This is a genomic window from Natrinema sp. CBA1119, assembly GCF_002572525.1.
In the GTDB taxonomy this organism is placed as follows: domain Archaea; phylum Halobacteriota; class Halobacteria; order Halobacteriales; family Natrialbaceae; genus Natrinema.
On sequence record NZ_PDBS01000001.1, the window covers coordinates 1,216,933 to 1,240,098 of the forward strand.

The following is a 23,166-nucleotide window of genomic DNA, read 5'->3' on the forward strand; positions in this document are numbered from 1 at the left end:
GACCGCCGCGTTCCGTCTCCCGCTCGAGCGCCTTCCGGATCACCCACAGCGCACGCATTTAGGGCATGGGCGGTATAGAACGCCTATGAGCTGGACAGCCGACGATATTCCCGAACAGGACGGCCGAACGATCGTCATCACGGGCGCGAACAGCGGCATCGGCCTCGAGACCACCCGCGAACTCGCGCGCAATGGTGCGACGGTGATCATGGCCTGCCGGAGCACCGAGCGCGGCGAGGACGCGGTCGACGACGTTCGCGAGGACGTTCCCGACGCCGACCTGCGTGTCGAGGAGTGCAACCTGGGAGACCTCGAGTCCGTTCGCTCCTTCGCCGAGGGACTCGAGGACGAGGCGATCGACGTGCTGATCAACAACGCGGGAGTCATGGCGATCCCGCGCTCGGAGACCGCGGACGGCTTCGAGACCCAGTTCGGCGTCAACCACCTCGGTCACTTCGCGCTCACCGGCCTCCTGCTCGAGAGTCTGGCGACCGACGAGGACGATCCCGCGCGGGTCGTCACCGTCTCGAGCGGGGTCCACGAGAGCGGCGAGATCGACTTCGACGACCTCCAAGGCGAGGAGTCCTACGACAAGTGGAGCGCCTACGCCCAGTCGAAGCTGGCGAACGTGCTCTTCGCGTACGAACTCGAGCGTAGATTCCTCACCGCGGATACGAACGCACAGAGCATGGCAGTGCATCCGGGCTACGCGAACACCCAGCTACAGATGCGCGGGCCCGAACAGAGCGGGAGTCGGCTCCGAATAGCGGCGATGAAACTGATGAACACGGTGGTCGCACAGTCGGCCGAGATGGGTGCGCTCCCGACGCTCTACGCTGCGACCGCGCCCGACGTCGAGGGCGGCGCGTACTACGGCCCCGGCGGCTTCCAGAACATGCGTGGCACGCCCGAGCGACAGGCCTCCTCGGATCGATCGTACGACGAGGAGACAGCCCGTCGGTTGTGGGCCGTCTCGGAAGACCTGACCGACGTCACGTACGACCTGCCGAAGCCGAAGGAGGAGGCGGTCTCGGCGTAGCGCGGAGATCAGCGGCCGCCCGTCGCTTGTGCCAACCGTAACGCGAAAGACGGCTCGCTCGAACGGGTACACATGAGCGACGACGACGGCATTCAGCGCGCCAGCGATGTCGGTTCCAGCGACGCGCCGCCGGTCGACGAGAAACCGTACAAGATCATCTTCGAGGCCAACAAGTGCTTCGGCGCGGGCAAGTGCGCCGAGGTCAGCGCCAACTGGGAGATGTCCATCGCCTCGGGCATGGCCCAGCCCACCGAGTACTTCTTCGGCGAAGACGACCTCGAGCACAACGTCCGCGCCGCCGAGATCTGTCCGGCGAAGAAAGACGACGGCTGCATCCACGTCGTCGACCGCCGGACCGACGAGGAGATTGCCCCCGATCCCCACGGTGACGGCACGCTGAGCGTCGACTGGTAGGGAGCGGGATATCTAATCGACACGAACACACCGAAACGCACATCCCCGGCCCGGAACAACGCTCGAGTGCACTTCTGTGCGAGGGTAGCCAAGCAGGCCAACGGCGGTGGGCTTAAGACCCGCTCCCGTAGGGGTCCTTGGGTTCGAATCCCAACCCTCGCATATCAACACAAACCGAGAGACGTCTCTCCGTGACTCAATACTGATGATATCACAGTGTCCAAACGGAATGACAGAGAACTACTAAGTATCTCACTGACATATTGGAATATGTGGCTGACGACTACCTGAGACGGACTGCGATCACCCGTCCGAAACTCACCCCAGAGCAGCAACAGCTGCTTGACGCTACCATTCAGGAGTGGCAGACAGCCTGCAACATCAGTAGTCAAATTGGATGGGGAATAGGTGAAACACGAAAAACATCCCTCCAAGACCTCGCCTACGACGAGGTTCGTGAGAAGACACGCCTCAGGAGTCAACACGCAATTCTCGCAACCCACCAAGCCGCAGCCGCCCTCTCCGGCGTCGAAGAAATCGATGACCTCGATGAGGACTACAAAACCTCCCGTCCCGAGTTCACCGCAGACACGGTAAAGTACGACGCTCGGACGATGACATTGTTCGATGATGGCACTGTATCACTCACGACAGTCGATGACCGCATTCGGTGCGATCTCGATCTGCCGGGGGACGAAGACGGTTACCAGCATCAGTATCTTGATGATGAGGACTGGGAGCTCACCGAACCCACGCTGTCGTGGCGTGATGATGACTACTACCTCCATCTCGGCTTCCGAAAACGGAAGCCAGAGAAGAAAATCAAACAACAGAATGACGCCGAGGACAGGACAGTTCTCGGCGTTGATCTCGGTATCGTCAACATCGCCACCACTTCCACAGCCTATTTCGCGTCCGGACGAGAACTGCGGCATCGACACCGGCAATTCGAAAAATTCGTGGTTCCCTACAGCAGACCGGGACGCAGTCCGCCCACCGCACGGTCCAACAGATGAGCGGGCGTGAATCACGTTACGTCCGTGACTCCCTCCACCAGGTCGCCAACCGCATCATCGAGGAAGCACTCACTCACGACTGCGAATACATTGCATTCGAGAACCTGAGGCACATCCGTAAGCGTACGCCGCCAGTGAAGGACCTGCACCAGTGGGCGCATCGCCAACTCGTCGATCTCGTGGAATACAAAGCAGAGAAGGAGAGAATCTCTGTGGAGTTCGTATCGCCGGAGGACACGAGTCGACGGTGCCCAGAGTGTGGACACACGAGTGAAGGGAATCGCGTTACTCAGTCCAAATTCGAGTGTGAGTCGTGTGGTTCGACAGCGAACGCGGACTACGTTGGTGCGAAGAACGTTGGGTGGCGGTTTGTCCGTCGGGGCCTACAGTCGTCTCGGCGGACGGGCGACAGTCAACTTGCCCTGAAGTCAGGAACTGTGACGTCGACTCGGGGGTTCGTCCCGTCCGACTAATCATCGGCAGAGACCGAGTTTACTGACAAGCCCCGCAATTGCGGCGCGAGGCAGTTGATATCCCAACCCTCGTACATCGCGAATACCTCAAGAGCAGCAGCTGCACTGCTCGAAGCAAAATTCGCAGCCGCAATACTCGAGCCGTCACTCAGATAGCGTGCGAGGCCATCGCCGCCAGCTCGCTGCTGATCGCAGCGATGGGTGTTCCTGGCTCGGCGCGGGCTGCTCGAGGCCGTCGTCGCCCGCGGAGTCGCCGTGGACGCGTTGCCGCTGTATCTCCTGTTCGTCCTCCTCGCAGGTTGGCTCGTAATCTGGAGCTGGGGGCGGCTTCTGGCGCTCTTCGAATGAGTTCCCCCCCCTCGAGGGTTAGAACGGGTACTCGCGGGGCTCGTGTTGAACCGAGATCCACTTCGTCGTCGTCACTTCCTCGAGGATCTGCTCGCCGTTGTACCGGCCCATGCCGGACTGCTTCATCCCGCCGAAGGGAACGTGGGGCTCATCGTTGATCGGCTGATCGTTGATGTGAATCATGCCCGTGTCGATCCCGTCCGCGATTTGCCGGGCCTGCTCGAGATCTTCGCTGTGGACCGAGCCCGACAGGCCGTGGATCGTGTCGTTCGCGAGTTCGATCGCCTCCTCGTCGCTCGAGTAGGGGATCACGGGCGCGACGGGCCCGAAGTGTTCGTTGCAGGCCGCGGCCATGTCGTTGTCGACATCGGAGAGCACGGTGGGTTCGACGACGAGGCCGTCGTGATCGCCGCCGGTCTCGAGGGTCGCACCCTCGTCGACCGACTCCTCGATGTAGTCCACGATCTGATCGCGCTGGCTCTCGTCGATGATCGGACCGATGATCGTGTCCTCGTCGGTTGGATCGCCGGTCGGCAACGACGCGGCTCGATCGGCCAGCGCGTCGACGTAGTCGTCGTACAGCGACTCGTGGACGAGATGACGGTTGGTCGAGATGCAAACCTGCCCCTGATGGAGGAAGGAACCGAAGACACCGCCGTCGACGGCTCGCTCGAGGTCAGCTTGGTCGGTGACGACGTGGACATTGTTCCCGCCGAGCTCAAGCGCGGGCAGCGCGCAGTTACTGGCCGCTTTCTCGGCGACGCGCTGGCCGATCTCGGTCGAGCCGGTAAAGGCGATGACGCGCGGAGTTTCGTGGTCGGCGATCGCGTCGCCGATCTCCGAGCCGCGGCCGGGGACCACGCTCAGAACGCCCTCCGGCACGCCGGCCGCCTCGAAGATTCGCGCGAGCAACAGCCCGCCGGTGATGGGGGTGTTCGAGGCGGGCTTGAGCACGACCGAATTGCCGGCCGCGATGGCCGGCGCGACCGCCCGCATCGAGAGGTGGAGCGGGAAGTTCCACGGGGAGATGACGCCGACGACGCCGACGGGGACCCGCTCGGCAGTGTTCTCCTTCCCCGGCGTGATCGAGTCCATGTGTTGGCCGCTCATTCGGAAGGGGTAGCTCGCCGCCTCCTGCATCATCCCGCGGGCGGTCTGGATCTCCGCCTCGCACTTGACCGGCGCGCTACCGGACTCGACGGACAACAGTTCGGCGATCTCCTCGCGGTGATCCCCCACGAACTCGATCGCCGCGTTGATCGCGCCCGCTCGAGCCTGGGGCGGCTGCTGGGCCCACGACTCCTGTGCCTCGGCCGCAGCCTCGTAGGCCGCGTCGACGTCGTCCTCGGTGCCCGCGGGAACGCTCGCGATCTCCTCGCGCGTGTACGGATTCTCGTCGGAGATCGCGTCCCGATCGCCAGCGTCGGTCCAGCTACCCGCGAGGTACAGCGACTCCCAGCCGCGCTCGGGTGTCAGCGGAAGGTCAGTCATACGGGAGGCCTACTTCTCGAGTAGGCAAAAGGAACACACTCGCAGGTGCAACGAGTCGTGGCCGGCGGACGGATCGACGGCGATCGGCTCGTCCCGACCGACACACCTCAGGCGAGGTGTCGCGGGAGCAACACCGCGAGCGGCACGTAGATCGCCAACGCGATGACGGCCGTTCCAATGACGCCGAGCAGGAGGGAGTCGTTGATCAGCCGCCACGCGAACAGCATGATCCCCGCGGGCGGGAGCGCGAGTCCGGCCGCCGTCCGGTGGAAGCTCCGGACTCTGGTCCCGACAGTCACCGGCTCGAGGTCGTCGGTATCCCGTTCGCGATCCCTCGCCATAACCCCGGGAAGGAACAGGTACGTTCCGATCCCGAGTACGAGCCCGACGAACGCACCGAAGACCGGATCATCGACCAGTTCGAGGCCGAGGTACGCGAACACAGCCACGTCGACGACGCCGACGCCAATCCCAAGCAAGGCGGGCGACAGCCCTCCCTCGTCGACCGACTCCGCCCCGGCGTCACGTGAACCATTCATTCGTGTGCCGATCGATTCGCTACAGCCATATTATAGTTCTCTGTCGTTCCCGCGAGCCGTGAGCTACTCGTCGTCCCGTTCGCGGAGTTCCTCGCTGGCCTCGCGCACCTCGCGCATTACGCTCGAGATGCGTTCCTCGGCCTCGAGTTCGTCCTCGACCGACAGGTCGACGCCCTCCACCTCGAGCAGGAACTTGGCGACCTCCGTCGATTCGTACATGACGTCGTCGAGTTCCTCGGCGGTGAAGAAGTCGCACATCGCGCCGTAGAGGAAGGTCGCGCCGGCGGTCCGAACCTTGTCCTCGAAGGAAGAGCGGGCCTGGTTGACCGCCTGAGGGGTGTAGGTGTCGGTCATGAAGGGGATCAGCTCCGGCAGGTTCTCGCCGATCTTGGTCATCTCGACGCCGGTCTCGGTCCGGAAGTCCGAACAGAGGCGGGCGATGGCCCACTCGCGGGCGGTGATGTAGGTCCGATCCCGCAGGAACTCGTTGACCCGCTCGTACTGTGCGCCGTCCATCTTTGTGAAGCGGGCGTACTTCCGGACGTCCTCCGGAACGTCGTGTTCCTGGGGCTCGGGGTCCGGAACGCCCGGCATCGATCCGCCGCCGGTCTCTTCGGGCTCGCTCCCGTGACCGCTCGCATCGTCATCCCCGGCAGCCGCGTCACCGTCAGGAGCGTCGCCAGCGGGGTCGCCAGTGGCGTCACCGTCTGCAACGTCGCCGTCTGCAGCGTCGCCATCACTCGCCGGATCGGTGTCGGTCGGTTCCGCGGGAGTCGTCGAATCGGGGGCAGTATCCGAATCGGAAGCGGCCGCTGACTCGGATGCATCCGAGTTGAGAGCGGCGTCCGCATCGGAAACAGTGGAGGCTTCGGCGGCATCGGAAGCGGCATCCGCGTCGTCGACATCGTCGTCGCCCTCCGCGTCGGCCGCCGATTCCGCATCGGAAGCGGCATCCGCGTCGTCGACATCGTCGTCGCCCTCCGCGTCGGCCGCCGATTCCGCATCGGCCTCGAGTCGAGTTGCGTTCGGTCCGTCCTCGTCCATGCCCGCGTATTACCAGCAATCCGAGATAAGGGTTGTTCTCGAGCGAGTTCGACCGTCGGATGGCGGCAGTACCGCGACATCACTCGAGGCTCGCGGTCGCTACCGACCGTAAACGGTTCGCGTATGAATGGGAGTTCGACCGGATTTAAGTTCGTGAGGGGTATTCGGTAGTATATGTCACAGACGCCAGTCGTCGTGAAGGCAGTACGGACGCCACAGGGGAAAGAAGACGGCGTATACGCCGACGTTCGGAGCGAGGCGCTCTCGGTGCCGCTGATCGACGAGATCCTCGCGGAAACCGGCCTCTCCGGCGAGGAGATCGACGACCTGATGTGGGGCTGTGCCCAGCAGCGAGGCGAGCAGGACAACAACCTGGCCCGCGTCATCGCCCTGCTTTCCGAACTCGGCGAGAGCGTCCCGGCGACGACGATCAACCGCTGGTGTGCCTCCTCGATGCAGTCGGTGATCTCTGCCTCCGACGCCGTCGCGGCCGGCAACCGCGACGCGATCATCGCCGGCGGCGTCGAGAACATGAGCCGCGTCCCGATGGGCGGCGGCTTCGACGGCATCAACCCCAAGCTAGCCGAACTGTACGATCTCGGCGATCTCCAGATGGGGATGACCGCCGAGAAGGTCGCCGAGGAGTACGGCATTAGCCGCGAAGAACAGGACGAGTACGCCGCCCGCAGCCAGCAGCGCGCGGTCGAAGCCACCGAAGAAGGTCGCTTCGACGACGAGATCGTTCCGATCGAGACCGAAGAGGGCACCGTCGAGGAAGACGAGGGGCTCCGCCCCGGCACCACCGCCGAAAAGCTCGCCGAGCTGCCGACCGTCTTCAAGGAGGACGGCTCCGTCACGCCCGGCAACGCCTCTCAGATCTCCGACGGCGCGTCCGCCCTGCTCGTCACGAGCGAGGCCTTCGCCGAGGAACACGACCTCGAGATCATGGCCGAGGTCGGCCAGAACAACGTCGCCGGCGTCGACCCCACCGTCATGGGGATCGGTCCGGTCCCGGCGACCAAGGGCCTGCTCGAGCGCAACGGCCGAGACATCGACGAGTACGATCTGGTCGAACTCAACGAGGCGTTCGCGAGCCAGTCGCTGTACTCGCGCGACGAGCTCGGCATCGACCCCGACATCTTCAACGTCAACGGCGGGGCGATCGCGATCGGGCACCCGCTGGGCGCATCGGGTGCCCGCCTGCCGGTCACGCTGATTAACGAACTCCAGAAGCGCGGCGGCGGTCTCGGGCTGGCGACGCTCTGCGTCGGCTTCGGTCAAGGTGCGGCGATCGAGTTCGACGTCAACTAAGGCGGTTGGTCTAGGCTTTTTGGCCCAGATTTTGCGAGGAGGGGTGTGAGCGAAGCGAACACCCTCTCCGAGACAAAAGGTGGTCGCGCCAGGGTGCGGCGATCGAGTTCGACGTCAACTGAGCCTCGCGATCGATCCAATTTTGCGATTCTTTCAAACGGGGGTAGCGACAGCCAGAGGGAACCGTCTATATGCGGTGGCGCGCGCTGGGCCGCGGTGAATGGGAATGAACCGCGGCCTGACGTTGCGCGAGGGATGAGCGAGTGCAACGAGCGAATCGGTTGGGGAGGGTGTGGCCTCTCCGTGTTGCCACGATAGCAGAACGCTCACTATCGGTGCATCCATTTTGATTCTACTGCAGCGACAACCGCATCTCGAGCCGCCGAGAACGAACCGATCACCTCGAGCAAGCAACTAGCGATTTAGGTACCTCGAGCGCGTCCGTAGACGTATGGACCCGCTGCTGGCGGTACTCGTGGGGATCCCGCTCCTGTGGCACCTCGGGCTCACCGCCGTCGCCTACTACGACGCCGGGCGAGTCGGCCTCGAGCCGCCGAAGAAGTGGGCGGCGATCACGTTCTGTCTCCCGCTCATCGGCTTCTTCATCTACCTGTTCGAGCGCAGCGAACTCTCCTACGATCCGGAGAGCGACCCCTATCGGGACCACAACTTCAACGTCCATCCCTCGCGGGCCGACGACACGCCGCTGCCCTCGCGCGGTGACGATCGACTCTCGCCGGAGAACGGCGAGGAAAAACGCGACGAGTAACCGTCGACGGGCGTCCGAGACCGACGGGTTCGACGGAATCGGTCCTCGAGCGGTCGTGGATTCAAGCCGCTGGCGGACGAACGAATACGGGATGTCGGACCACGGAACCATCATCCTCGTCCCCAGCGTTCACTTCTCACTGACGCACCGGCGGCGCGTCCGAGCGGCGATCCGCGAGATGGCCCCCGATCTCGTCGCCGTCGAACTCGACGAGTCCCGTTTCGAACGTCTCGAGGGCGACACCGGCCCGGATATCGCCGAACTGACCCGCGAGCTGCCGCCGCCGACCGCGGCCGCCTATAGCGCGCTGCGGGCGCTCCAGCGGTCGGTCGTGCGGTTGTACGGCCTCGATCCCGAGTACACCGACATGGAGGCGGCGATCGAGACGGCCGCCGAGCTCGAGACCGATATCGCGCTCATCGACGAACCGATCGACGAAATCATGCGGGCACTCTCCCGACGGCTCGGGCCGCTGACGATCCCGAAAGCGATGCTCCGGATGCAGTCGATGGGGCCCGAGGAGTACGCCGATCAACTGGAGGTGCTCTCGCTGCCGTTCGAGGAGATCACGAGCGGCGACGACGTCCAGCCGGCGATCGACCACCTGCGGCGGCTCCTCCCCGAGGTCGCGACCGTGCTGATCGACCGGCGCGACCGCGCTATGGCGGAGCGACTCCACGCGCTCCGCCGGGAGGGAGACGACGTCATCGCGGTTGTCGGTGCGGGCCACCACAACGGTATCGAACGACGGCTCGAGGAACTCGAGTCGGCGAGCGCGGACGGCGCGTCGACCGCGACGGTTCCGATCAAAACGCCGGCTCGGTCGGTGACGCGAATTCCGATTCAGTGAGAACGCGGCCGGACGGTCCGGTCAGTCGTCGGCCGGCGCGCCGTGGCCGCCCTCGAACGCCGCGTCGGGGACCGTCCCGTCGTCGTTCCAGCCCCGTTCGTCGTAGTATTCAGCCAGCCCCTGCTCGAAATCCGGAATCTCGTAGGGCAGGGTATCGTCGCCCCGGTCGAAGCCGCGCTGGTTGTTGAAGTGGCGCTCGAGCGTGACGACCTCGCCGCCGAGCGCGAGCAGTTCCTCGTAGTCGGCGTCGAGCAGCGTCTCGAGGCGCTCGTCGGTCATGAAGTCCCGGGAGAACTTGCAGAGGACGGCGCTGTCCTTGATCGCGTTGACGTTCTCGAGTTCGACGAGTTTCGGCGGTTTCCCCTCGAGACCCTCCTTGTCGAAGGCGTCGTCCGCGTCGACGAGCGGGTACTCGTAGGGGTAGAACTCGGCGTACATGTGGTCGGCGCCGCGGTTCGACGTAGCGAAGGCCAGTCCCTGGCCGTTGAGGGTGCGGCCGTCGTGGGCGGCGAACTCCATGCCCTTGACCGACCAGTTGTCGACGCCCAGTTCGTCGTGAATGCGGTCGACACCCTCCGCGAGCGTGTCGCCGACGCCCTCGCGGTGGGCGATCTTCTCGACGAGGTCGTGGATGAGGTCGGCGTTGCCGAACTCGTCCTCGCTGGCGAGGTAGGCCGCGACGGTGTCGCCCGCCGAGATGGTGTCCAGTCCGTAGACGTCGCACAGCTTGTTCGACTTCATGAGGTCGACCACGTCGTCGATTCCAGAGTTCGAGCCGAAGGCCATCAGCGTCTCGTACTCCGGGCCCTCTGTCTCGAGGCCGGACTCCTCGTCTCGCGTCGGTAGTTTGCACGCGAACGCACACGATGAGCAGGTGCCCTTCTTGTACTTCTTCTCCTCGACGCGGTCGCCGCTGATCCCGTCGATCCCTTCGAAGGAGAGTTCGGAGAAGTAGTAACTCGGCAGGGCCTCGACCATGTTCGCGTACTCCGCGACCGAGGTGGTCCCCTGCGCTTTCATCGGATGCTCGGCCTGGGCGGCCTCACCGTGGATCTCCATCTGGAGCGGCGGGATCTCGACCTCGCGGGTCGAGTCGCCGTCGAAGGTGATCGCCTTGACGTTCTTCGCGCCGAGGACGGCACCGAGGCCGCCGCGGCCGAAGGCCCGCTCCTCGGAGGTCATGATCGAGGCGAAGCGGACCCGATTCTCGCCCGCAGGGCCGATGACCGTCGTGTGCTCCGAGCCGAGGCCGTGTTCGTCCTCGATGTACTCGCAGGTCTCGGGGACGGTCGCCTCCTCGAGTTCCGGGACTTCCTCGAACTCGACGCCGTCGTCGGTGACGTGGAGAATCACGAGTTCGTCGCTCGCGCCGGTGATCTCGACGGCGCTGTGGCCCGTTCCGGTGAAGTTCCGCGAGAGGAAGCCACCGGCGTTCGAGGACAACAGGCCGTCGGTCAGCGGCGAAAGGCCGGTTGCCGACATCCGTCCGGTGAAACTCATCGTCGAGTGTTGCATCGGGCCCGTCGCGAAGTAGAGCCGGTTGTCCGCGCCCAGCGGATCGGCGTCGAACGGGATCCGATCGTGTGCGAGTTTCGTTCCGAGCGCACGCCCCCCGATATACGACTCGAGGACGTCATCGATCTCCTCGGTCTCGGCCGTTCGCTCGCCGACGTCGATCGAACACAGCGGTCCCCGTACGTGTTTCATAGTACCATACTGGTAGGCACGGCCGCAAAACGGTATCGGTTTTTCGGGTCAAAATCAGTTCCTTTCAGCCGCCGACAGCGGTCAATTCGTCGAATCGGTACAGCGACCGCCGCGGGGTTGCTGACGCTGTGGGGACGTGTGTCGTGGGCCGAGTCCTGGGTGAACCGCTGTCAGGTGTCGGTCGTCTTCACCGCGATGGCGATCGGCGGCTCACTGGGTGATATCCTGCCCGGCGAGCCCTGACCATTCGGAGCCCACCGCTCTTGGCGTCCGGACAGGAATCAGCCTCGGGCGTTCCGTGCATCGATCCGTGAGCAATGCGAAGAGCCACGTCAGTTGCGGAAGACGGGGACATCTGATATGAACGTCTTCGCGTCAGCCTGGGAGTGTCCGATGGTCACGTACGGGCCCGGCGAATCGACGTTGGATCATGCACCGAACGAACACCTCGAATTGTGCGGATACGACCGATCGATAGCGGTACTATGCGACGTGTGTGAGCGACTACTCACAAAGCGTGAGGAGAGTCCGTGAACGGACGGCTCTTCCCGACGTAGTGGCTTTTCATGGACGGGAGTGAACCCCCTCAATCGGAGGTTTGGAGCGTCGGGGATGAGCCGAGTTCGCTCCGGATCCGATCGCGTTTCAGCAACACGAATCCGCCGAGAATAACGACGTATCCGACTATCGTCGCAATCGTAATACCCTCGGAAAGCAAGACCCAGCCAAAGGGCGCGCTGAACGCGGCGGCCGCATACGCGATGAAGTTCATTTCGAAGGGACCCAGCTGTTCGAGCAAATAGAAATAGATGAAGTACGCGACCGCGCTCGAGAAGACGGACAAATAGAGCACCATCGCGAGCGCGGTATCGGTCCAGCGAGCGGAATCGATGGCAACGTCAGGTTGGGCGAACACCGCGACATGGAGGAAGATCGCGCCGAGAAGCATCGACCACGTCTCCATCGTTATCGCTGGCTGGGTTGCTTCGTACCGCTCTGTGAGAACGCTGCCAAGTGCCATGCTGGCGGCAGCAACGAGAACGAACAGTTGACCGACGACTTCAGTAGTAAGCAGGTTCGAGGGATCGGGGCGGGAGATGATTAGGACACCGAAAAAGCCGAGAGCGACACCGACCAGCCCTGCGAGGTCAAACTCCTCGCTGGGAAGGAAAAGCCGTGAAAAGAGAGTGGTGAAAATCGGCATCAACCCGACTAAAATACCCGCAACAGCGCTTGGGACGATAGTTTCGCCGAGAAATAAGAACGCGTTGTACGCACCGATTATGAGGACACCGCCGATCGTGGCGTTGATCCAGTCCGCACGGGACCGGGGATACCAGTAGTCGACTGCGACAACGATGTATCCAAGCATGATCAGACTCGCGATGTCGTATCGTACCGCAGCGTACAACACCGGGGGGACCGCGTCCAGTCCAACCTTGATCGCCGGATATGCACCGCCCCACAGTGCACCGAGGATCACGAAGAGAACGGCGTTTCGGTGATTGCTAATACCAAATGAAGGCCGACTAGAGTGATTATTTCTTCTGTTCTTTCACTATAGAATATTATTTCAAATAGTATCTGGTTAGAACCACTCCAGCGAGGGCTGACGACCATCGAGCAGAACGCTTTTCCGACCAACGGAGCAGCCGCCTGCATGGTCAGTGCGGAGATTGCGTTCGCGGTCGGAGCGTTGCTGTTGTACGGCGGTTGGGCAGTTGCAGGTGGGATCGCGACGCGATCGCTCTCGCCCGTGAACGCGGTGTTTCTCTCCTACATCGCGAGTCTCGTGATCGTCGGCGGCTACGTGCTCACGCTCCGCCGCCCGATCGCCGGGACGCGCGTCGACGTCGCGTTCGCCCTCGTCTCCGGTGCGTTCCTCGCGGCCGCCTCCATCAGCTTCTACGCCGGCCTCGCACGCGGGAACATGGCGATCGTCTCCGCGATCGCCGCGCTCTACTTCGTGGTCCCGGCGGTCGTCGGCGTCTTCTACTTCGACGCACAACTCAGCGCGACGAACGTGGCCGGGCTGGCGCTCGCAGTCGTTGCCGTCGGGCTCGTCGCGGCCTGATCTCTCCACTCCCCGCTCGAGTTATCGGAGACCGGCTCGAGCGTGAGCGAGTGGACGAAAACGACCGGCTCGCCGAGCCCCGCAAGCCGAACGTCGCGCTGGTATCGACTGCGTAACGGAGAATTCGACGGCGACTACACCGGCGTTCCGCACTGCTCGATGGCCTCGCGAACCGCCTCGGTCCGGCCGATGAGCGTGATGTGGTCGCCCTCTTGTAGTACGACATCAGCGGACGGGACCTCGTTGGTCCCGTTCCGACTCACGAGTGCGATGAGGACGCCACCCGGGAGTTCGTTGCCGACATCGACGACCGTTTTTCCGATGAGGGACTCGTCGGTGATCTCAACCTCTTGGACGTCGCCGGAGCGCCCGAGTTCCGACATCCAGTTCGAGAGCGCGGGGCGTTCGATCACGTTGTCGATCGCCCACGCGGTCGACTCGGCCGCCGAGATCGTCTCGACGCCGAGATCCTCGAACGCCGACGCGTTCGACGGGTTGTTCGCGCGGGCGATCACCGTCTGCACGTCGAAGTTCGACTGCGCGAGCTGTGCCACGAGGAGGTTCACGTCGTCGTCGCCGGTCGCCGCGACGACGATCCGGGCGTTCTCCGCGCCGGCCTCGCGCAACACCTCGACATCGGTCCCGTCGCCCTGACGGGCGGTGAACCCGTCGTTGCGAAGGTCCTCGAGGACCGAAAGATCCTCCTCGATCAGGACCACGTTTTCACCGCGCGCTTCCAGCCGTTCTGCCAGCGATCGGCCGACGCGGCCGCCGCCGATGATGAGTACACGCATGGGTATCACGTCGAGTTTCTCCGCGATCTGCCGGGCCAGGCCGCCCTCGAGGACGACCGTCACGAGGATAACGAGGAAGACGGTTCCGACGAGCAGGTCCGCACCGGCCGGGTTCGTCGGGGCCGCCTCGGTCTGCAGCCGGATGGCGAACAGGGTCGCGACCGACGCCGGAATGATCCCCCGCGGGCCGACGGCGCTCATGAAGAGCGTCTCGCTGAACGTGAATCGGTCGCCGCGTGCCGAGAGGAAGACCAGGAGCGGCCGCAGGACGAGCATGACGATCGCGACGACGGCCACGCCGCCGAGGCCGAGTGCGAGCAGCTGATCGAACTCGAGCAAAGCCGCGAGCGTGATGAAGACGAACGAGAGGACGAGCAGCGTAATGTCGCCCTTGAACGCCTCGATCTCGTCCTCGTAGGGGAGGTTGGCGTTGCCGAGGATCAGCCCGGCCGTCGCCGCGGCCGCGACGCCCGCCTCGGCGAAGACGTAATCTGCCGCGCCGAAGGCGATTATCGCCCCCGCGAGGGTGAGCAATCGCGCGTTCTGCGGCGCGTTATCGGGCGAGAGATCGACGTACTGGAGGAGCGCCCAGACGGCAGCCGCGACGACGACGCCGACGAGCAGCCCCGTCCCGAGTCGCTCGGCGAACAGTTGCAGATAGATGTCCGCGTGAATCTCCTGGATCGTCATCGACTTGAACAGCACGACCGCGAGAATCGCCGCCGTCACGTCGTTGACGATCCCCTCCGTCTCGAGGGTCGCCGCGACCCGATCTCGGACGGGGACGACCTTCAGGATCGGCGTGACGACCGTCGGACCGGTCGCGATCAGCAGCGCGCCGATCAACAGCGCGATGTCCCAGTCGGCCTCGAGAAAGAAACGGACAGCACCGGCGGTCCCCAGAAACGCGATCGCTGCGCCGATTGTCGTCAACCGAAACACGGCCGTTGGCGCTTCCTTGATCTTGCTGATCTTGAGGTGGAACGCCCCCTCGAAGACGATGATGGCGACCGAGAGTCCGACGATCGTCGAGAGGCCGCTCTCGCCGAAGGAGTCGATGGTCAACACGCCGAGCCCTTCCGGCCCGATCGCGACCCCGGAGGCGATGAGAAAGAGGACGCTCGGAACGCGGAATCGGGCCGACAGCAGCTGCGAGATGACGCCGAGCCCGACGATCGCAGCGACCAGTATGAGTAGATCGCCGCTGCCACCCGCCGTCATAGTCGTCTCTGGTAGCCCAGGGGCGGTCGGTACGATGACGCTGCTGCCATATCCATTCGTCTCGACGAAATCACTCCAGTGGGTTAACTCCTCTGAGAAACGGCCGTAACGTGGCCGATACGAGTCCCCCAGCCGTCGATCCCGATCGGGTCCGCGAGGGAGCCACGGCCGGCCGTCATCGCGCCGGAGCCGATCAGTCGTCCTCGTAGATCCGATTCGCGCGATCCTCGAACCGCTCGAGGATGACCCGGCGCTTTTTCTTCATCGTCGGGGTGAGCATGTCGTTTTCCTCGGTGAACTCCTGGGGCACGAGTTCGAACCGCTTGATCGTCTCGTGTTTCTCGAAGTTCTGGTTGACCCGGTCGACCTCCTGCTGGATGTGGTCGCGGACCCGCTCGTCGTCACACATCGCCTGCGGGTCGTCGGGCAGATCGATCCCCTCTTTCTCGGCCCACTCGCGGATGTGATTCGTGTTGGGGACCAGCAACGCGCCGATGAACTTCTCGCCGTCGCCGACGACCATCGCCTGTTCGACGACCTCGCTCGCGGCGAAGGCGTCCTCGAGCGGGCCGGGCGCGACGTTCTTTCCCGTCGAGAGAACGATGATCTGTTTGATTCGGTCGCGGAACTCGAGGTAGCCGTCGGGCCGCAGGTGGATGATGTCGCCGGTGCGGAACCACCCCTCCTCCGTGAACGCGCCCTGCGTCGCGCCGGGCTTGTCCCAGTAGCCCTGCGTGACGCTCGGTCCCTTCACGAGGAGTTCCCCGACCTCGCCGGGGTCGTCAGCGAAGGCCTCCTGATCGGCGACGGTCTCGTCGACAGTCACGTCGACGTTGACCAGCGGCGCGCCGATCGTGCCGATCTTCACGGCATCCGTCGGATTCGTCGAGACGACCGGCGAGGTCTCGGTCAGGCCGTATCCCTCATAGATGGGGAGTCCCATCGCGTGGTAGAGCCGGCAAAGCTCCGGCGAGAGGCTCCCACCACCGCTGATGAGCAGGTCAATCTCGCCGCCCAGCGCTTCGCGAACCGTCGAGAAGACGAGTTTGTCCGCCAGCGCCTGTTTGGCTGTCAGGATCGGCCCCGGGGAGTCTGCCCGCTGGTACTCGACGCCGACGTCCGTGGCCCACTCGAAGATCCGCTCTTTCGCGCCCGATTCGCTGGCCTGCTCGCGGATGCCGTCGTAAATCTTCTCGTAGACGCGGGGCACGCTCGTCGCCGTCGTCGGGCTGACGATGCTGAAGTCCTCCTGGAGCGTGTCCGGGCTCTCCGCGTAAGCGACGCAGGCACCGCTCGCGAACAGGACGAAGTGACCGGCCGTCCGCTCGAAGACGTGCGCCAGCGGCAGATACGACATCGCCAGGGACTCCTCGTCCAGCGTCGGGACGTCGTCTCCCTTGTCCGGGCGTGGCGCGAAGCGCTTTCGGATACCGTTGACGTTCGACCGGAAATTCCCGTGAGTTAACTGGACACCCTTGGGCTGGCCCGTCGTCCCGCTGGTGTAGATCAGGCTCGCGAGGTCGTCCAGCTCCGTCTCCTCGAGTCGCGCTTCGTAGGCCTCGAGGTCGAAGTGCTCCTCGCCGCGGGCGTAGACGTCGCCGAGCGTGAGGATGTCGTCGCGGTCGTCGTAACCGTCGATCTCGTCGATCGAGACGATGAACTCGAGGTCGAGTTCGTCCTCGACTTCGAGCACGTTCTCGAGCAGTTCCTCGTTCTCGACGACGACGCCGTCGGCGTCGGGGTCGTCGAGCAGGTACTCGACCTGATCGGGCGAGGAGCTCGTGTAGACGGTGGTGATAACTGCGCCGGCACCCAGCAGAGCGAAATCGCACTGGGCCCACTCCATTCGGGTATTGGAAAAGAGACCGACTCGATCCCCCGTTTCGACCCCCAGATCGCGGAAGCCAGCCGAAAGCGTCCGGACGATATCGCGCATCTCCGCGTAGGAAATGGTCCGGAACTCGCCGGGCGTGGCGGCGGGCAGAACCGAGTCCGTCAGCGACCGCTCGTAGATCCCTCCCTTGTACTGCTGGGCCGGTCGGTTCGAATTCCGCTCGGCCGATTCCTCGAACATCCGGGCGAGCGTCGTCTCCCCGATAACCTCATCCTCGTACTCTCGTTCGGCGTCCCGCCAGTTCATATACGCGTGAGAGTAGCTCCCGTGCGATAAAACGTGATGAAACGGGTTTCATCTGTCGGCAGGTTTATCGCTTCCGTTCGATCCGCCGAAACCACCGCGATGACGCCAGAGAACTGTATCTCAACGGAAAAGAACCGAACGTTGATTGTCGTCGGGGCGACTGCTCCGGATCCTCGTGAGGGCGCGTCGGTCGACCCGGACTCACTCTCGGTGCTCGAGGTAGCCCAGCACGCCGCGCGCGTTCAGTTTCGCCTCCTCGCTCGATTTCTCCGCTCCCCAGACGTCGGTCATCTCGGTCGCAGCGGCGAAGTGCTCGATGACGGCCTCGTCGTCCGCGAGTTCCCGACGTTTGTCCGCGACCGCGTCGACCCATTCCTCGAGGACGGTCGCGTACTCCTCGAGGGCCCGATCAACGTTGTCGCCGACGTATCGCGGCCCGAAGTGGGGGTAACAGAAGACGTCCGGATCGAGCGCTTTCAGCGTCTCGATGTCGTCGAGACACTGCTCGAGGTCGAAGTTCGAGGGCGGCGAAGTCTCCCTGATTTCCTCGATCTTCGGGACCCAGATGCCGGCGGCGTCGGCGACGAACACCGCATCGTTCGCGGGGTCCTCGAAGACGACCTGATGTGGCGCGTGGCCGGGTGCCGCGTGAACGCGCAGTTCGTGCGTTCCGAGATCGATGACGTCGCCGCCCTCGATCTCGACGAGCCGGTCGCCGGGGATCGGCTCCGGTTCGACGTAGTGGGCCCACTGCTCGCCGACGGCGTTTTTCGTTCCGGCGACCAGGCGGGAGGGATCGATCAGGTGATCGGTCCCGATCGGATGGACGTAAACGTCGGCGTTCGGGTAGTCCGCCGCGAGAAAGCCCGCGCCGCCGGCGTGATCGAGGTGGATGTGGGTCAGCGCGATGACCGCGAGTTCGTCCCGAGCGATACCGACGTGCTCGAGGGCCTCGCGGAGCAGGTCGTAGTTGGTGCCGATACCGGTGTCGACGACGGCGGGGCGGTCGTCGTCGATAATGTAGACGGACCCGTACTCGTCCGTGCCGTACATCCCCGTGTCGAGATAGTAGAGATCCGAACAGTCTCCGGTCCTGACTTCGCGGACGTCTCCGGCTTCCATATCGATAGCTCGTCATCGCGCAGGATAAAAGCTCGCGTCGCGGCCAGCCGATGCGACCGCGACCGTGGTGGGCCGTTACTCCCTTTACACCCCACCCTCATTCGTACGATAGATGATTCGAACCGTTCCCGAACGACCCCCGCTCGATCGAAGGTGAGCCACGATCTGTCGGATCAGATCAGCCTCGAACCCCCCCAGTCGTGGCTCCGGGGAGCACACACGCCCGGGATCGTAATCGGGAGCGGCGTCCTCTCGTTCGCGTTCCTCGTCGGCTGGTGGATCGCGTTCGCTGATTTGCTCGACGGAATCGAGGTCCTGCTGAGTTTCCTCTTCGTCGGCGGCCCGGCCCTCGGGCTGGCGTGGGGCGGATACCGCCTCGAGCGGAGCGACATCGACGCGAATCGGTACGGTCGGATACTCAAGTGGTATCTCGGCAGTGGAGCGATCTTTCTGGCGATCAACCTCGTGACGATACTGTTCTCCCCCTGGCATAACCTCGCGGGAAACATCTCCTGGGCTCACTTCTCCCTCAATGCGGGCGCAGTGGGCGGATTCGTCGTCGGCTACGTCGAAGCGAGTGCCATCCAGCGCGAGGTCGAGGTGACGGCCGACACCGTCCGTGCCGAACAACTCGAGGACGAGCGGGCGCTCCTCATGTACCTGAACGACCTCCTCCGACACGAGGTGCTAAACTCCTCGCAGATCATCGGCGGTCACGCATCGCTGTTACGCGAGCAATACGAGGACGAACGGCTCCGCGACCGTCTCGAGACGATCGAAGGCGAAAGCGACGACCTCGTTGGCGTCATCAAGGACGTGCGGGCGATGCTCGACGCGAACCGGGGAGCCGAAACCGGCTCCGTCGACCTCACCGCAGTACTCGAGGCGCAACTGGCCGAGTGTCGCGCCCAGTTCGACGACGTCGTACTCGAGGCGACGCTACCCGACGCGGTCGCAGTCAGGGGAAATCAGGGACTGCAGTGGGTCTTTTCGAACCTCCTCGAGAACGCGATCGAACACAACGACGGCGACGCGCCGCGCGTTCGCGTGACCGTCGACACGGCGCCCGAGACCGTGAGGGTCACGATCGCCGATAACGGTCCGGGGATTTCCGAGGCGACTCGAGAGTCGCTGTTCGAGCGGAAGTCGACCAACCACGGGCTGGGCCTCTATCTCTCCCGGATCCTCGCGAACAGGTACGACGGCACCGTCAGGCTCACCAACACCGGCCCGGACGGGAGCGTCTTCGTCGTCACGTTGCCGCGGGCGTCGTCTCCCGCGGACGCCCCCGAGAGTAACTACGGCGACCCGGACTCGTCGTAAGGTGATCCGAACTCGTCGACCGACTCCTTCCACTCGCCGATTCCGGACGGATCGAGATGGACGTGTGCGTCGCCGACATCCTCGAGGCCTCGCAACTGATCGACCAGTTCCGACTCGATGTCGTGGGCGTCGCGAAACGGCATGTCGCCGTCGACCTCGACGTGGACTTCGACCTCGAGGACGGTGCCGTCGTAGAAGACGGTCAGGTCGTGAACGCCCTCGACGGCCGAATGGCTCCGCAGGCGGTCGGTGATCTCCCCGCGCTTCTCGGGACCGGGCGCGGCACCGATGAGGTAATCGACGTTTTCCCTACCGATCTCGACGCCCTGGTAGACGACCAGCAGGCTGACGAGGCCGCCGGCGACGGGGTCGAGTATCGGATAGCCGACCAGGACGCCGAGGACGCCGACGATGGCGGCGACCGAGGTGTAGATATCGTTCAGACAGTCCTTCGCAAGCGCCGCGAGCGCGGTCGACTGCAGGCGTTCGTTGATCCGAACGGTGTAGCGGTAGACGAGGTACATGTCGACGATTGCGAACCCGAGGGCCACGAGGAGCAAGACGCTGAACTCGATATCAGTGCCGGTGAGGAGTCCCTCGACGGACCGGTAGAGCAGGTTCAGTCCGAGGAGCGCGATGACGGCACCGACGAACAGCGCCGTCAGGGGTTCGATCCGATCGTGGCCGTGCGGATGGGTCGTGTCGGGTTCGTCGAACGCGCTTCGACCCCAGACGAGAACGACCACGCTGGCCACGAGATCCGCGAGCGAGTGGGCCGCGTCCGCGAGCAGGGCGACGCTCCCGAACGCGAGCCCCGCCGCCCCCTCGGCGACGATCTTCACGACGTTACCGAGGACGTTCGCCCACGACGCCCGCGCGAACCCGCTCCGGCCGCCGTCCCCGCCAGCGTCTCCGGTCATGGCTCGGTTTAGAGGCAGTCTAACCTTGGCTCTTTTCCTTCCGCGACTCGAGTCGCTCGAGCACGATTCGGAGCCGCGAGATCGCTTTCGGGAGGACTCGCAAGAGGGCATCCGGAACCCTCATTGTGTGCCCGCGAGAGGGAGCACACGATCGGGCGATGGGGCCCGCCTGACCCAACCGCCGGGCGAGACGTGCCGGTCCGTGGCTGGCGTCGATCCCAGTGCCACGCCGGCGAGCGTCGGTCGGCTGATACGGCCTGCTGTCACTGGGTCCCGGCGCACCCGCACGACGGGTGGCGGGTGCGCTGGAGCTGACTGACAGGAGTCCGTATGACGGTCCCTGCGTGACCACCCAGCCATGGCAGACGCACACCCGCTCGTTCGACTCGAGACGCTCGCTCTGATCGCCGTCGGCGGTTTCGCCGGCTCGAACCTCCGGTTTTTCGCGATGGAAGCGCTCCCGGACGTTCCCTCGATCGTCCTCGTCAACGCCGTCGGGAGCGCCCTCCTCGGCTTTCTGGTCTACGAGGCCGAGTACGCGGGGCACATCGGTTCGCGGGCCCGCCTCGTCTTCACGACGGGATTCCTCTCCTCGCTGACGACCTACAGCACGTTCGCGCTCCAGACCGCGCTCGCGTCGAATCCGCTCGCGCTGGTCAGCATCGTCGCCGCGAACTACGGACTCGGGCTGCTCGGCGTGCTCGTAGGGCGGGCGCTCGCACGTCGGGTCGGGACGCCACACCACGCCAGCGGTGAGACAGCGTGAGTGCGATGGTTCTCGAGGGGGTCGTCGCTATCCAGTTGTTCACCCACGCGGCCGTCGTTCTCGCACGCACGGCTATCCAAGCAGTCGTCACCGTCGAACCGGCACCGGCCCACCTCGTCGGCACCGGCGGCGCGATCGGTGCAGTCCTCCGGTACTGGGTCGGCCAGCGGGTCTCCCGGGGTTCGAGCGGCCGATTCCCGCTGGCGACGTTCGCGGTCAACGTCGTCGGCAGTTTCGTCTTCGGACTCGCGGTCTTCGCGGGCGCGAGCGAGTCGACGCTACAGCTCGTCGGCACCGGAATCTGTGGCTCGTTCACGACCTTCTCGACGTTTTCGGTCGAAACGGTCCGGCTGTACGAGCGCGGGGAGCGAGCCCTCGCGGTCGGCAACGCCGCGGCGACCCTCGCCTGTTCGCTCGCGGCGATCGGCCTCGCGTGGGTCCTCATCGTGGCGAGTTCTCTCTAAGCGACGTCCAAAAAACGGCCTCCGCCAGCGAGCCCAGTGAAACACGTTAGCGATCGGCCAGGTGTGGTAGCAATCCACACGCTGTCGGACGTTGTGCTCGCGTTCGACCCGCGGTAGGTTTATGTCCGGACTACGTCATTCGCCGCTATGGAGGCTCGCCAAACCGCGTGGCGCATCTACCGCGAGTCGCTGCCGATTCTCGTGGTCAGCCTCGCCGGCGGGATCTTCGCGGGGTCGGTCCTCGGCTCCGAGGGGATGACGGCCGGCTTCGAGCGGTTCCCCGGCATGCTGTTGTTGCTCCCCGCCTTCCTCGCGACCCGGGGGAACGTCTACGGCGCGCTGGGGGCGCGCATCTCGAGCGGGCTCCACCAGGGGCTGATCGATCCGACGTTCTCGTGGAATCGGCGGCTGGTCAACGCGATCGTCGCCTCCTTCATCAACGGGATCGGTATCTCGATGGTCATCGCGTTCCTCTCGTGGGGCATTCTCCAGGCGCTGGGACGCGAGTCCGCGCGACTCGTCGAACTCATCGGGATCATGCTCGTCTCCGGCGTCCTGACCTCGTTTACACTGATCTTCGGCCTGCTGGCGCTGGTGTTCGCGAGCTACAAGTACGGTCTCGATCCCGACAACCTGATCGGCCCGATCGTCACCACGCTCGGCGACGTCTTCGGCGTCGTCTTCCTCTTCGTCGCGCTCACCGTCATCGGGGTGGTGTTCTGATGGCGGCCGCGGACCCCGACGACCCGCTCGACACCTGGACGATCCGGCACATCGTCAGGACGATGTTTCCCATCCTGCTCGTCCTCTCGATGCTCGAGATGGGGTCGGGCTACGTCCTCGAGGCACTCGAGGAGACCTACCTCGCGAACCCGACGCTGCTCGTGCTCGTCCCCGTGATGATCGGCATGGGCGGCAACCTCGGCGCGATACTCTCCTCGCGGCTCTCGACGCGATTGCATCTCGGGGTGCTCGAGTTCGACCCCCGGGACGAGGTGCTGTGGACAAACATCTTTGCGATTCTGGGACTCGCGGTAACGATCTTCTCGGCGCTGGGTATCGCCGCCTGGGTCGTCGGCCAGGTGATCGCCGAACCGATGGCGCTCGTCGACCTCATGCTCATCTCGGTGGTCAGCGGCATGCTGCTGGCCGTCATCGCGGTCGCGCTCAGTCTCGGTGCGACCTACGTCTCCTACACGCAGGGGCTGGATCCCGACGATACGACGATCCCGGTCGTCACGAACCTCTGTGACATTCTCGGCGTTATCGTCCTTTCGGGGGTCGCGATCGTCGTTCTGAACTGAGATCGTACCCGTGCGGGATGAGACGAACTCGGACGTT

At 64.4% G+C, this 23,166-nt stretch carries 21 protein-coding genes, 1 tRNA gene and 3 pseudogenes; 16 read left to right on the forward strand and 9 right to left on the reverse strand.

The genetic code is table 11. The features are described from left to right. Positions 1 to 85: 85 nt before the first annotated feature. The 5 genes and pseudogenes from CP556_RS05945 (at position 86) to CP556_RS25845 (ending at position 3,290) form a co-directional block, all read left to right on the forward strand. Entirely contained in the window at positions 86 to 1,039 is a 954-nt protein-coding gene (locus tag CP556_RS05945; RefSeq protein WP_098724779.1) for an oxidoreductase, read from the forward strand. Between the two features lie 72 nt (positions 1,040 to 1,111). Then, a complete protein-coding gene (locus CP556_RS05950; protein WP_098724780.1) occupies positions 1,112 to 1,453 on the forward strand; it encodes a ferredoxin in 342 nt (113 codons plus the stop codon). 78 nt (positions 1,454 to 1,531) lie between these two features. After that, a tRNA-Leu gene (locus CP556_RS05955) sits at positions 1,532 to 1,615 on the forward strand. Positions 1,616 to 1,725: 110 nt separating this feature from the next. Then, positions 1,726 to 2,942, forward strand: a pseudogene (locus CP556_RS05960) (RNA-guided endonuclease InsQ/TnpB family protein). 201 nt (positions 2,943 to 3,143) lie between these two features. Continuing rightward, complete coding sequence (locus CP556_RS25845) at positions 3,144 to 3,290, forward strand: hypothetical protein (RefSeq protein ID WP_176548136.1); 147 nt, start codon at positions 3,144 to 3,146, stop codon at positions 3,288 to 3,290. Between the two features lie 18 nt (positions 3,291 to 3,308). On the opposite strand, the gene CP556_RS05965 is transcribed toward CP556_RS25845, so the two are convergent. The 3 genes from CP556_RS05965 to CP556_RS05975 all read right to left on the reverse strand — a co-directional run bounded on the left by CP556_RS05965 (position 3,309) and on the right by CP556_RS05975 (position 6,364). Then, positions 3,309 to 4,781: an aldehyde dehydrogenase family protein gene (locus tag CP556_RS05965; protein WP_098724781.1), complete on the reverse strand. Its 1,473-nt coding sequence runs from the start codon at positions 4,779 to 4,781 to the stop codon at positions 3,309 to 3,311. A gap of 107 nt (positions 4,782 to 4,888) precedes the next feature. Beyond that, positions 4,889 to 5,320 (reverse strand): hypothetical protein, encoded by a 432-nt coding sequence (locus CP556_RS05970; protein WP_098724782.1) that lies wholly within the window; start codon positions 5,318 to 5,320, stop codon positions 4,889 to 4,891. Positions 5,321 to 5,383: 63 nt separating this feature from the next. Beyond that, complete coding sequence (locus tag CP556_RS05975; RefSeq protein WP_255291411.1) at positions 5,384 to 6,364, reverse strand: DUF5806 family protein; 981 nt, start codon at positions 6,362 to 6,364, stop codon at positions 5,384 to 5,386. Between the two features lie 174 nt (positions 6,365 to 6,538). Between CP556_RS05975 and CP556_RS05980 the strand changes: the two genes are divergently transcribed. The 3 genes from CP556_RS05980 to CP556_RS05990 all read left to right on the forward strand — a co-directional run bounded on the left by CP556_RS05980 (position 6,539) and on the right by CP556_RS05990 (position 9,294). Beyond that, positions 6,539 to 7,675, forward strand: a complete 1,137-nt coding sequence (locus tag CP556_RS05980) for a thiolase family protein (protein ID WP_098724783.1) — start codon at positions 6,539 to 6,541, stop codon at positions 7,673 to 7,675. Between the two features lie 451 nt (positions 7,676 to 8,126). Continuing rightward, positions 8,127 to 8,444 (forward strand): PLD nuclease N-terminal domain-containing protein, encoded by a 318-nt coding sequence (locus CP556_RS05985; RefSeq protein ID WP_098724784.1) that lies wholly within the window; start codon positions 8,127 to 8,129, stop codon positions 8,442 to 8,444. Between the two features lie 91 nt (positions 8,445 to 8,535). Beyond that, complete coding sequence (locus CP556_RS05990; RefSeq protein WP_098724785.1) at positions 8,536 to 9,294, forward strand: TraB domain-containing protein; 759 nt, start codon at positions 8,536 to 8,538, stop codon at positions 9,292 to 9,294. 21 nt (positions 9,295 to 9,315) lie between these two features. Here the strand turns inward: CP556_RS05990 and CP556_RS05995 are convergent, their stop codons facing one another. Continuing rightward, a complete protein-coding gene (locus CP556_RS05995) occupies positions 9,316 to 11,001 on the reverse strand; it encodes an aldehyde ferredoxin oxidoreductase family protein (protein ID WP_098724786.1) in 1,686 nt (561 codons plus the stop codon). A gap of 114 nt (positions 11,002 to 11,115) precedes the next feature. Between CP556_RS05995 and CP556_RS06000 the strand changes: the two are divergent. After that, positions 11,116 to 11,244 (forward strand): annotated as a pseudogene (locus CP556_RS06000) (DUF2391 domain-containing protein); the annotation flags it as partial. 27 nt (positions 11,245 to 11,271) lie between these two features. Beyond that, positions 11,272 to 11,535 (forward strand): annotated as a pseudogene (locus CP556_RS06005) (M20/M25/M40 family metallo-hydrolase); the annotation flags it as partial. Positions 11,536 to 11,587: 52 nt separating this feature from the next. Here CP556_RS06005 and CP556_RS06010 read toward each other — a convergent pair. After that, positions 11,588 to 12,484 carry a DMT family transporter gene (locus CP556_RS06010; RefSeq protein WP_255291412.1) on the reverse strand — a complete coding sequence of 299 codons (897 nt, stop codon included), beginning with the start codon at positions 12,482 to 12,484 and terminating at the stop codon, positions 11,588 to 11,590. Positions 12,485 to 12,661: 177 nt separating this feature from the next. Here CP556_RS06010 and CP556_RS06015 point away from each other — a divergent pair, with 177 nt between their 5' ends. Continuing rightward, complete coding sequence (locus CP556_RS06015) at positions 12,662 to 13,075, forward strand: EamA family transporter (RefSeq protein ID WP_098724788.1); 414 nt, start codon at positions 12,662 to 12,664, stop codon at positions 13,073 to 13,075. A gap of 134 nt (positions 13,076 to 13,209) precedes the next feature. On the opposite strand, the gene CP556_RS06020 is transcribed toward CP556_RS06015, so the two are convergent. The 3 genes from CP556_RS06020 to CP556_RS06030 all read right to left on the reverse strand — a co-directional run bounded on the left by CP556_RS06020 (position 13,210) and on the right by CP556_RS06030 (position 18,352). Next, positions 13,210 to 15,090, reverse strand: a complete 1,881-nt coding sequence (locus tag CP556_RS06020) for a cation:proton antiporter domain-containing protein (RefSeq protein ID WP_098724789.1) — start codon at positions 15,088 to 15,090, stop codon at positions 13,210 to 13,212. Between the two features lie 193 nt (positions 15,091 to 15,283). Next, positions 15,284 to 17,230 carry an AMP-dependent synthetase/ligase gene (locus tag CP556_RS06025; RefSeq protein ID WP_098724790.1) on the reverse strand — a complete coding sequence of 649 codons (1,947 nt, stop codon included), beginning with the start codon at positions 17,228 to 17,230 and terminating at the stop codon, positions 15,284 to 15,286. Between the two features lie 201 nt (positions 17,231 to 17,431). Then, entirely contained in the window at positions 17,432 to 18,352 is a 921-nt protein-coding gene (locus CP556_RS06030; RefSeq protein ID WP_098724791.1) for an MBL fold metallo-hydrolase, read from the reverse strand. Positions 18,353 to 18,505: 153 nt separating this feature from the next. On the opposite strand from CP556_RS06030, the gene CP556_RS06035 reads away from it, so the two are divergent. Then, positions 18,506 to 19,675, forward strand: coding sequence for a sensor histidine kinase (locus CP556_RS06035; RefSeq protein WP_098724792.1), 1,170 nt, complete (start codon positions 18,506 to 18,508; stop codon positions 19,673 to 19,675). Here CP556_RS06035 and CP556_RS06040 read toward each other — a convergent pair. Further along, positions 19,651 to 20,595, reverse strand: coding sequence for a cation diffusion facilitator family transporter (locus tag CP556_RS06040; protein ID WP_098724793.1), 945 nt, complete (start codon positions 20,593 to 20,595; stop codon positions 19,651 to 19,653). The genes CP556_RS06035 and CP556_RS06040 overlap by 25 nt on opposite strands. Positions 20,596 to 20,953: 358 nt before the next feature. Between CP556_RS06040 and CP556_RS06045 the strand changes: the two genes are divergently transcribed. The 4 genes from CP556_RS06045 (at position 20,954) to CP556_RS06060 (ending at position 23,129) form a co-directional block, all read left to right on the forward strand. Further along, a complete protein-coding gene (locus CP556_RS06045; RefSeq protein ID WP_098724794.1) occupies positions 20,954 to 21,361 on the forward strand; it encodes a CrcB family protein in 408 nt (135 codons plus the stop codon). Then, positions 21,358 to 21,825 (forward strand): fluoride efflux transporter CrcB, encoded by a 468-nt coding sequence (gene crcB / locus CP556_RS06050; protein ID WP_394340728.1) that lies wholly within the window; start codon positions 21,358 to 21,360, stop codon positions 21,823 to 21,825. Before CP556_RS06045 ends, crcB begins: the two co-directional genes overlap by 4 nt. A gap of 147 nt (positions 21,826 to 21,972) precedes the next feature. Continuing rightward, positions 21,973 to 22,548, forward strand: a complete 576-nt coding sequence (locus CP556_RS06055) for a magnesium transporter (protein WP_098724796.1) — start codon at positions 21,973 to 21,975, stop codon at positions 22,546 to 22,548. After that, positions 22,548 to 23,129, forward strand: a complete 582-nt coding sequence (locus tag CP556_RS06060) for a magnesium transporter (RefSeq protein WP_098724797.1) — start codon at positions 22,548 to 22,550, stop codon at positions 23,127 to 23,129. Before CP556_RS06055 ends, CP556_RS06060 begins: the two co-directional genes overlap by 1 nt. The last annotated feature ends 37 nt before the right edge of the window (positions 23,130 to 23,166 follow it).

Bases quoted from the DNA above. Each gene is read 5' to 3' on its own strand.
- CP556_RS05945 (WP_098724779.1), top strand. From the start codon at position 86: ATGAGCTGGACAGCCGACGATATTCCCGAACAGGACGGCCGAACGATC.
- CP556_RS05950 (WP_098724780.1), top strand. From the start codon at position 1,112: ATGAGCGACGACGACGGCATTCAGCGCGCCAGCGATGTCGGTTCCAGC.
- CP556_RS05965 (WP_098724781.1), bottom strand. From the start codon at position 4,781: ATGACTGACCTTCCGCTGACACCCGAGCGCGGCTGGGAGTCGCTGTAC.
- CP556_RS05970 (WP_098724782.1), bottom strand. From the start codon at position 5,320: ATGAATGGTTCACGTGACGCCGGGGCGGAGTCGGTCGACGAGGGAGGG.
- CP556_RS05975 (WP_255291411.1), bottom strand. From the start codon at position 6,364: ATGGACGAGGACGGACCGAACGCAACTCGACTCGAGGCCGATGCGGAA.
- CP556_RS05980 (WP_098724783.1), top strand. From the start codon at position 6,539: ATGTCACAGACGCCAGTCGTCGTGAAGGCAGTACGGACGCCACAGGGG.
- CP556_RS05985 (WP_098724784.1), top strand. From the start codon at position 8,127: ATGGACCCGCTGCTGGCGGTACTCGTGGGGATCCCGCTCCTGTGGCAC.
- CP556_RS05990 (WP_098724785.1), top strand. From the start codon at position 8,536: ATGTCGGACCACGGAACCATCATCCTCGTCCCCAGCGTTCACTTCTCA.
- CP556_RS05995 (WP_098724786.1), bottom strand. From the start codon at position 11,001: ATGAAACACGTACGGGGACCGCTGTGTTCGATCGACGTCGGCGAGCGA.
- CP556_RS06015 (WP_098724788.1), top strand. From the start codon at position 12,662: ATGGTCAGTGCGGAGATTGCGTTCGCGGTCGGAGCGTTGCTGTTGTAC.
- CP556_RS06020 (WP_098724789.1), bottom strand. From the start codon at position 15,090: ATGACGGCGGGTGGCAGCGGCGATCTACTCATACTGGTCGCTGCGATC.
- CP556_RS06025 (WP_098724790.1), bottom strand. From the start codon at position 17,230: ATGAACTGGCGGGACGCCGAACGAGAGTACGAGGATGAGGTTATCGGG.
- CP556_RS06030 (WP_098724791.1), bottom strand. From the start codon at position 18,352: ATGGAAGCCGGAGACGTCCGCGAAGTCAGGACCGGAGACTGTTCGGAT.
- CP556_RS06040 (WP_098724793.1), bottom strand. From the start codon at position 20,595: ATGACCGGAGACGCTGGCGGGGACGGCGGCCGGAGCGGGTTCGCGCGG.
- CP556_RS06045 (WP_098724794.1), top strand. From the start codon at position 20,954: ATGGCAGACGCACACCCGCTCGTTCGACTCGAGACGCTCGCTCTGATC.
- CP556_RS06055 (WP_098724796.1), top strand. From the start codon at position 21,973: ATGGAGGCTCGCCAAACCGCGTGGCGCATCTACCGCGAGTCGCTGCCG.
- CP556_RS06060 (WP_098724797.1), top strand. From the start codon at position 22,548: ATGGCGGCCGCGGACCCCGACGACCCGCTCGACACCTGGACGATCCGG.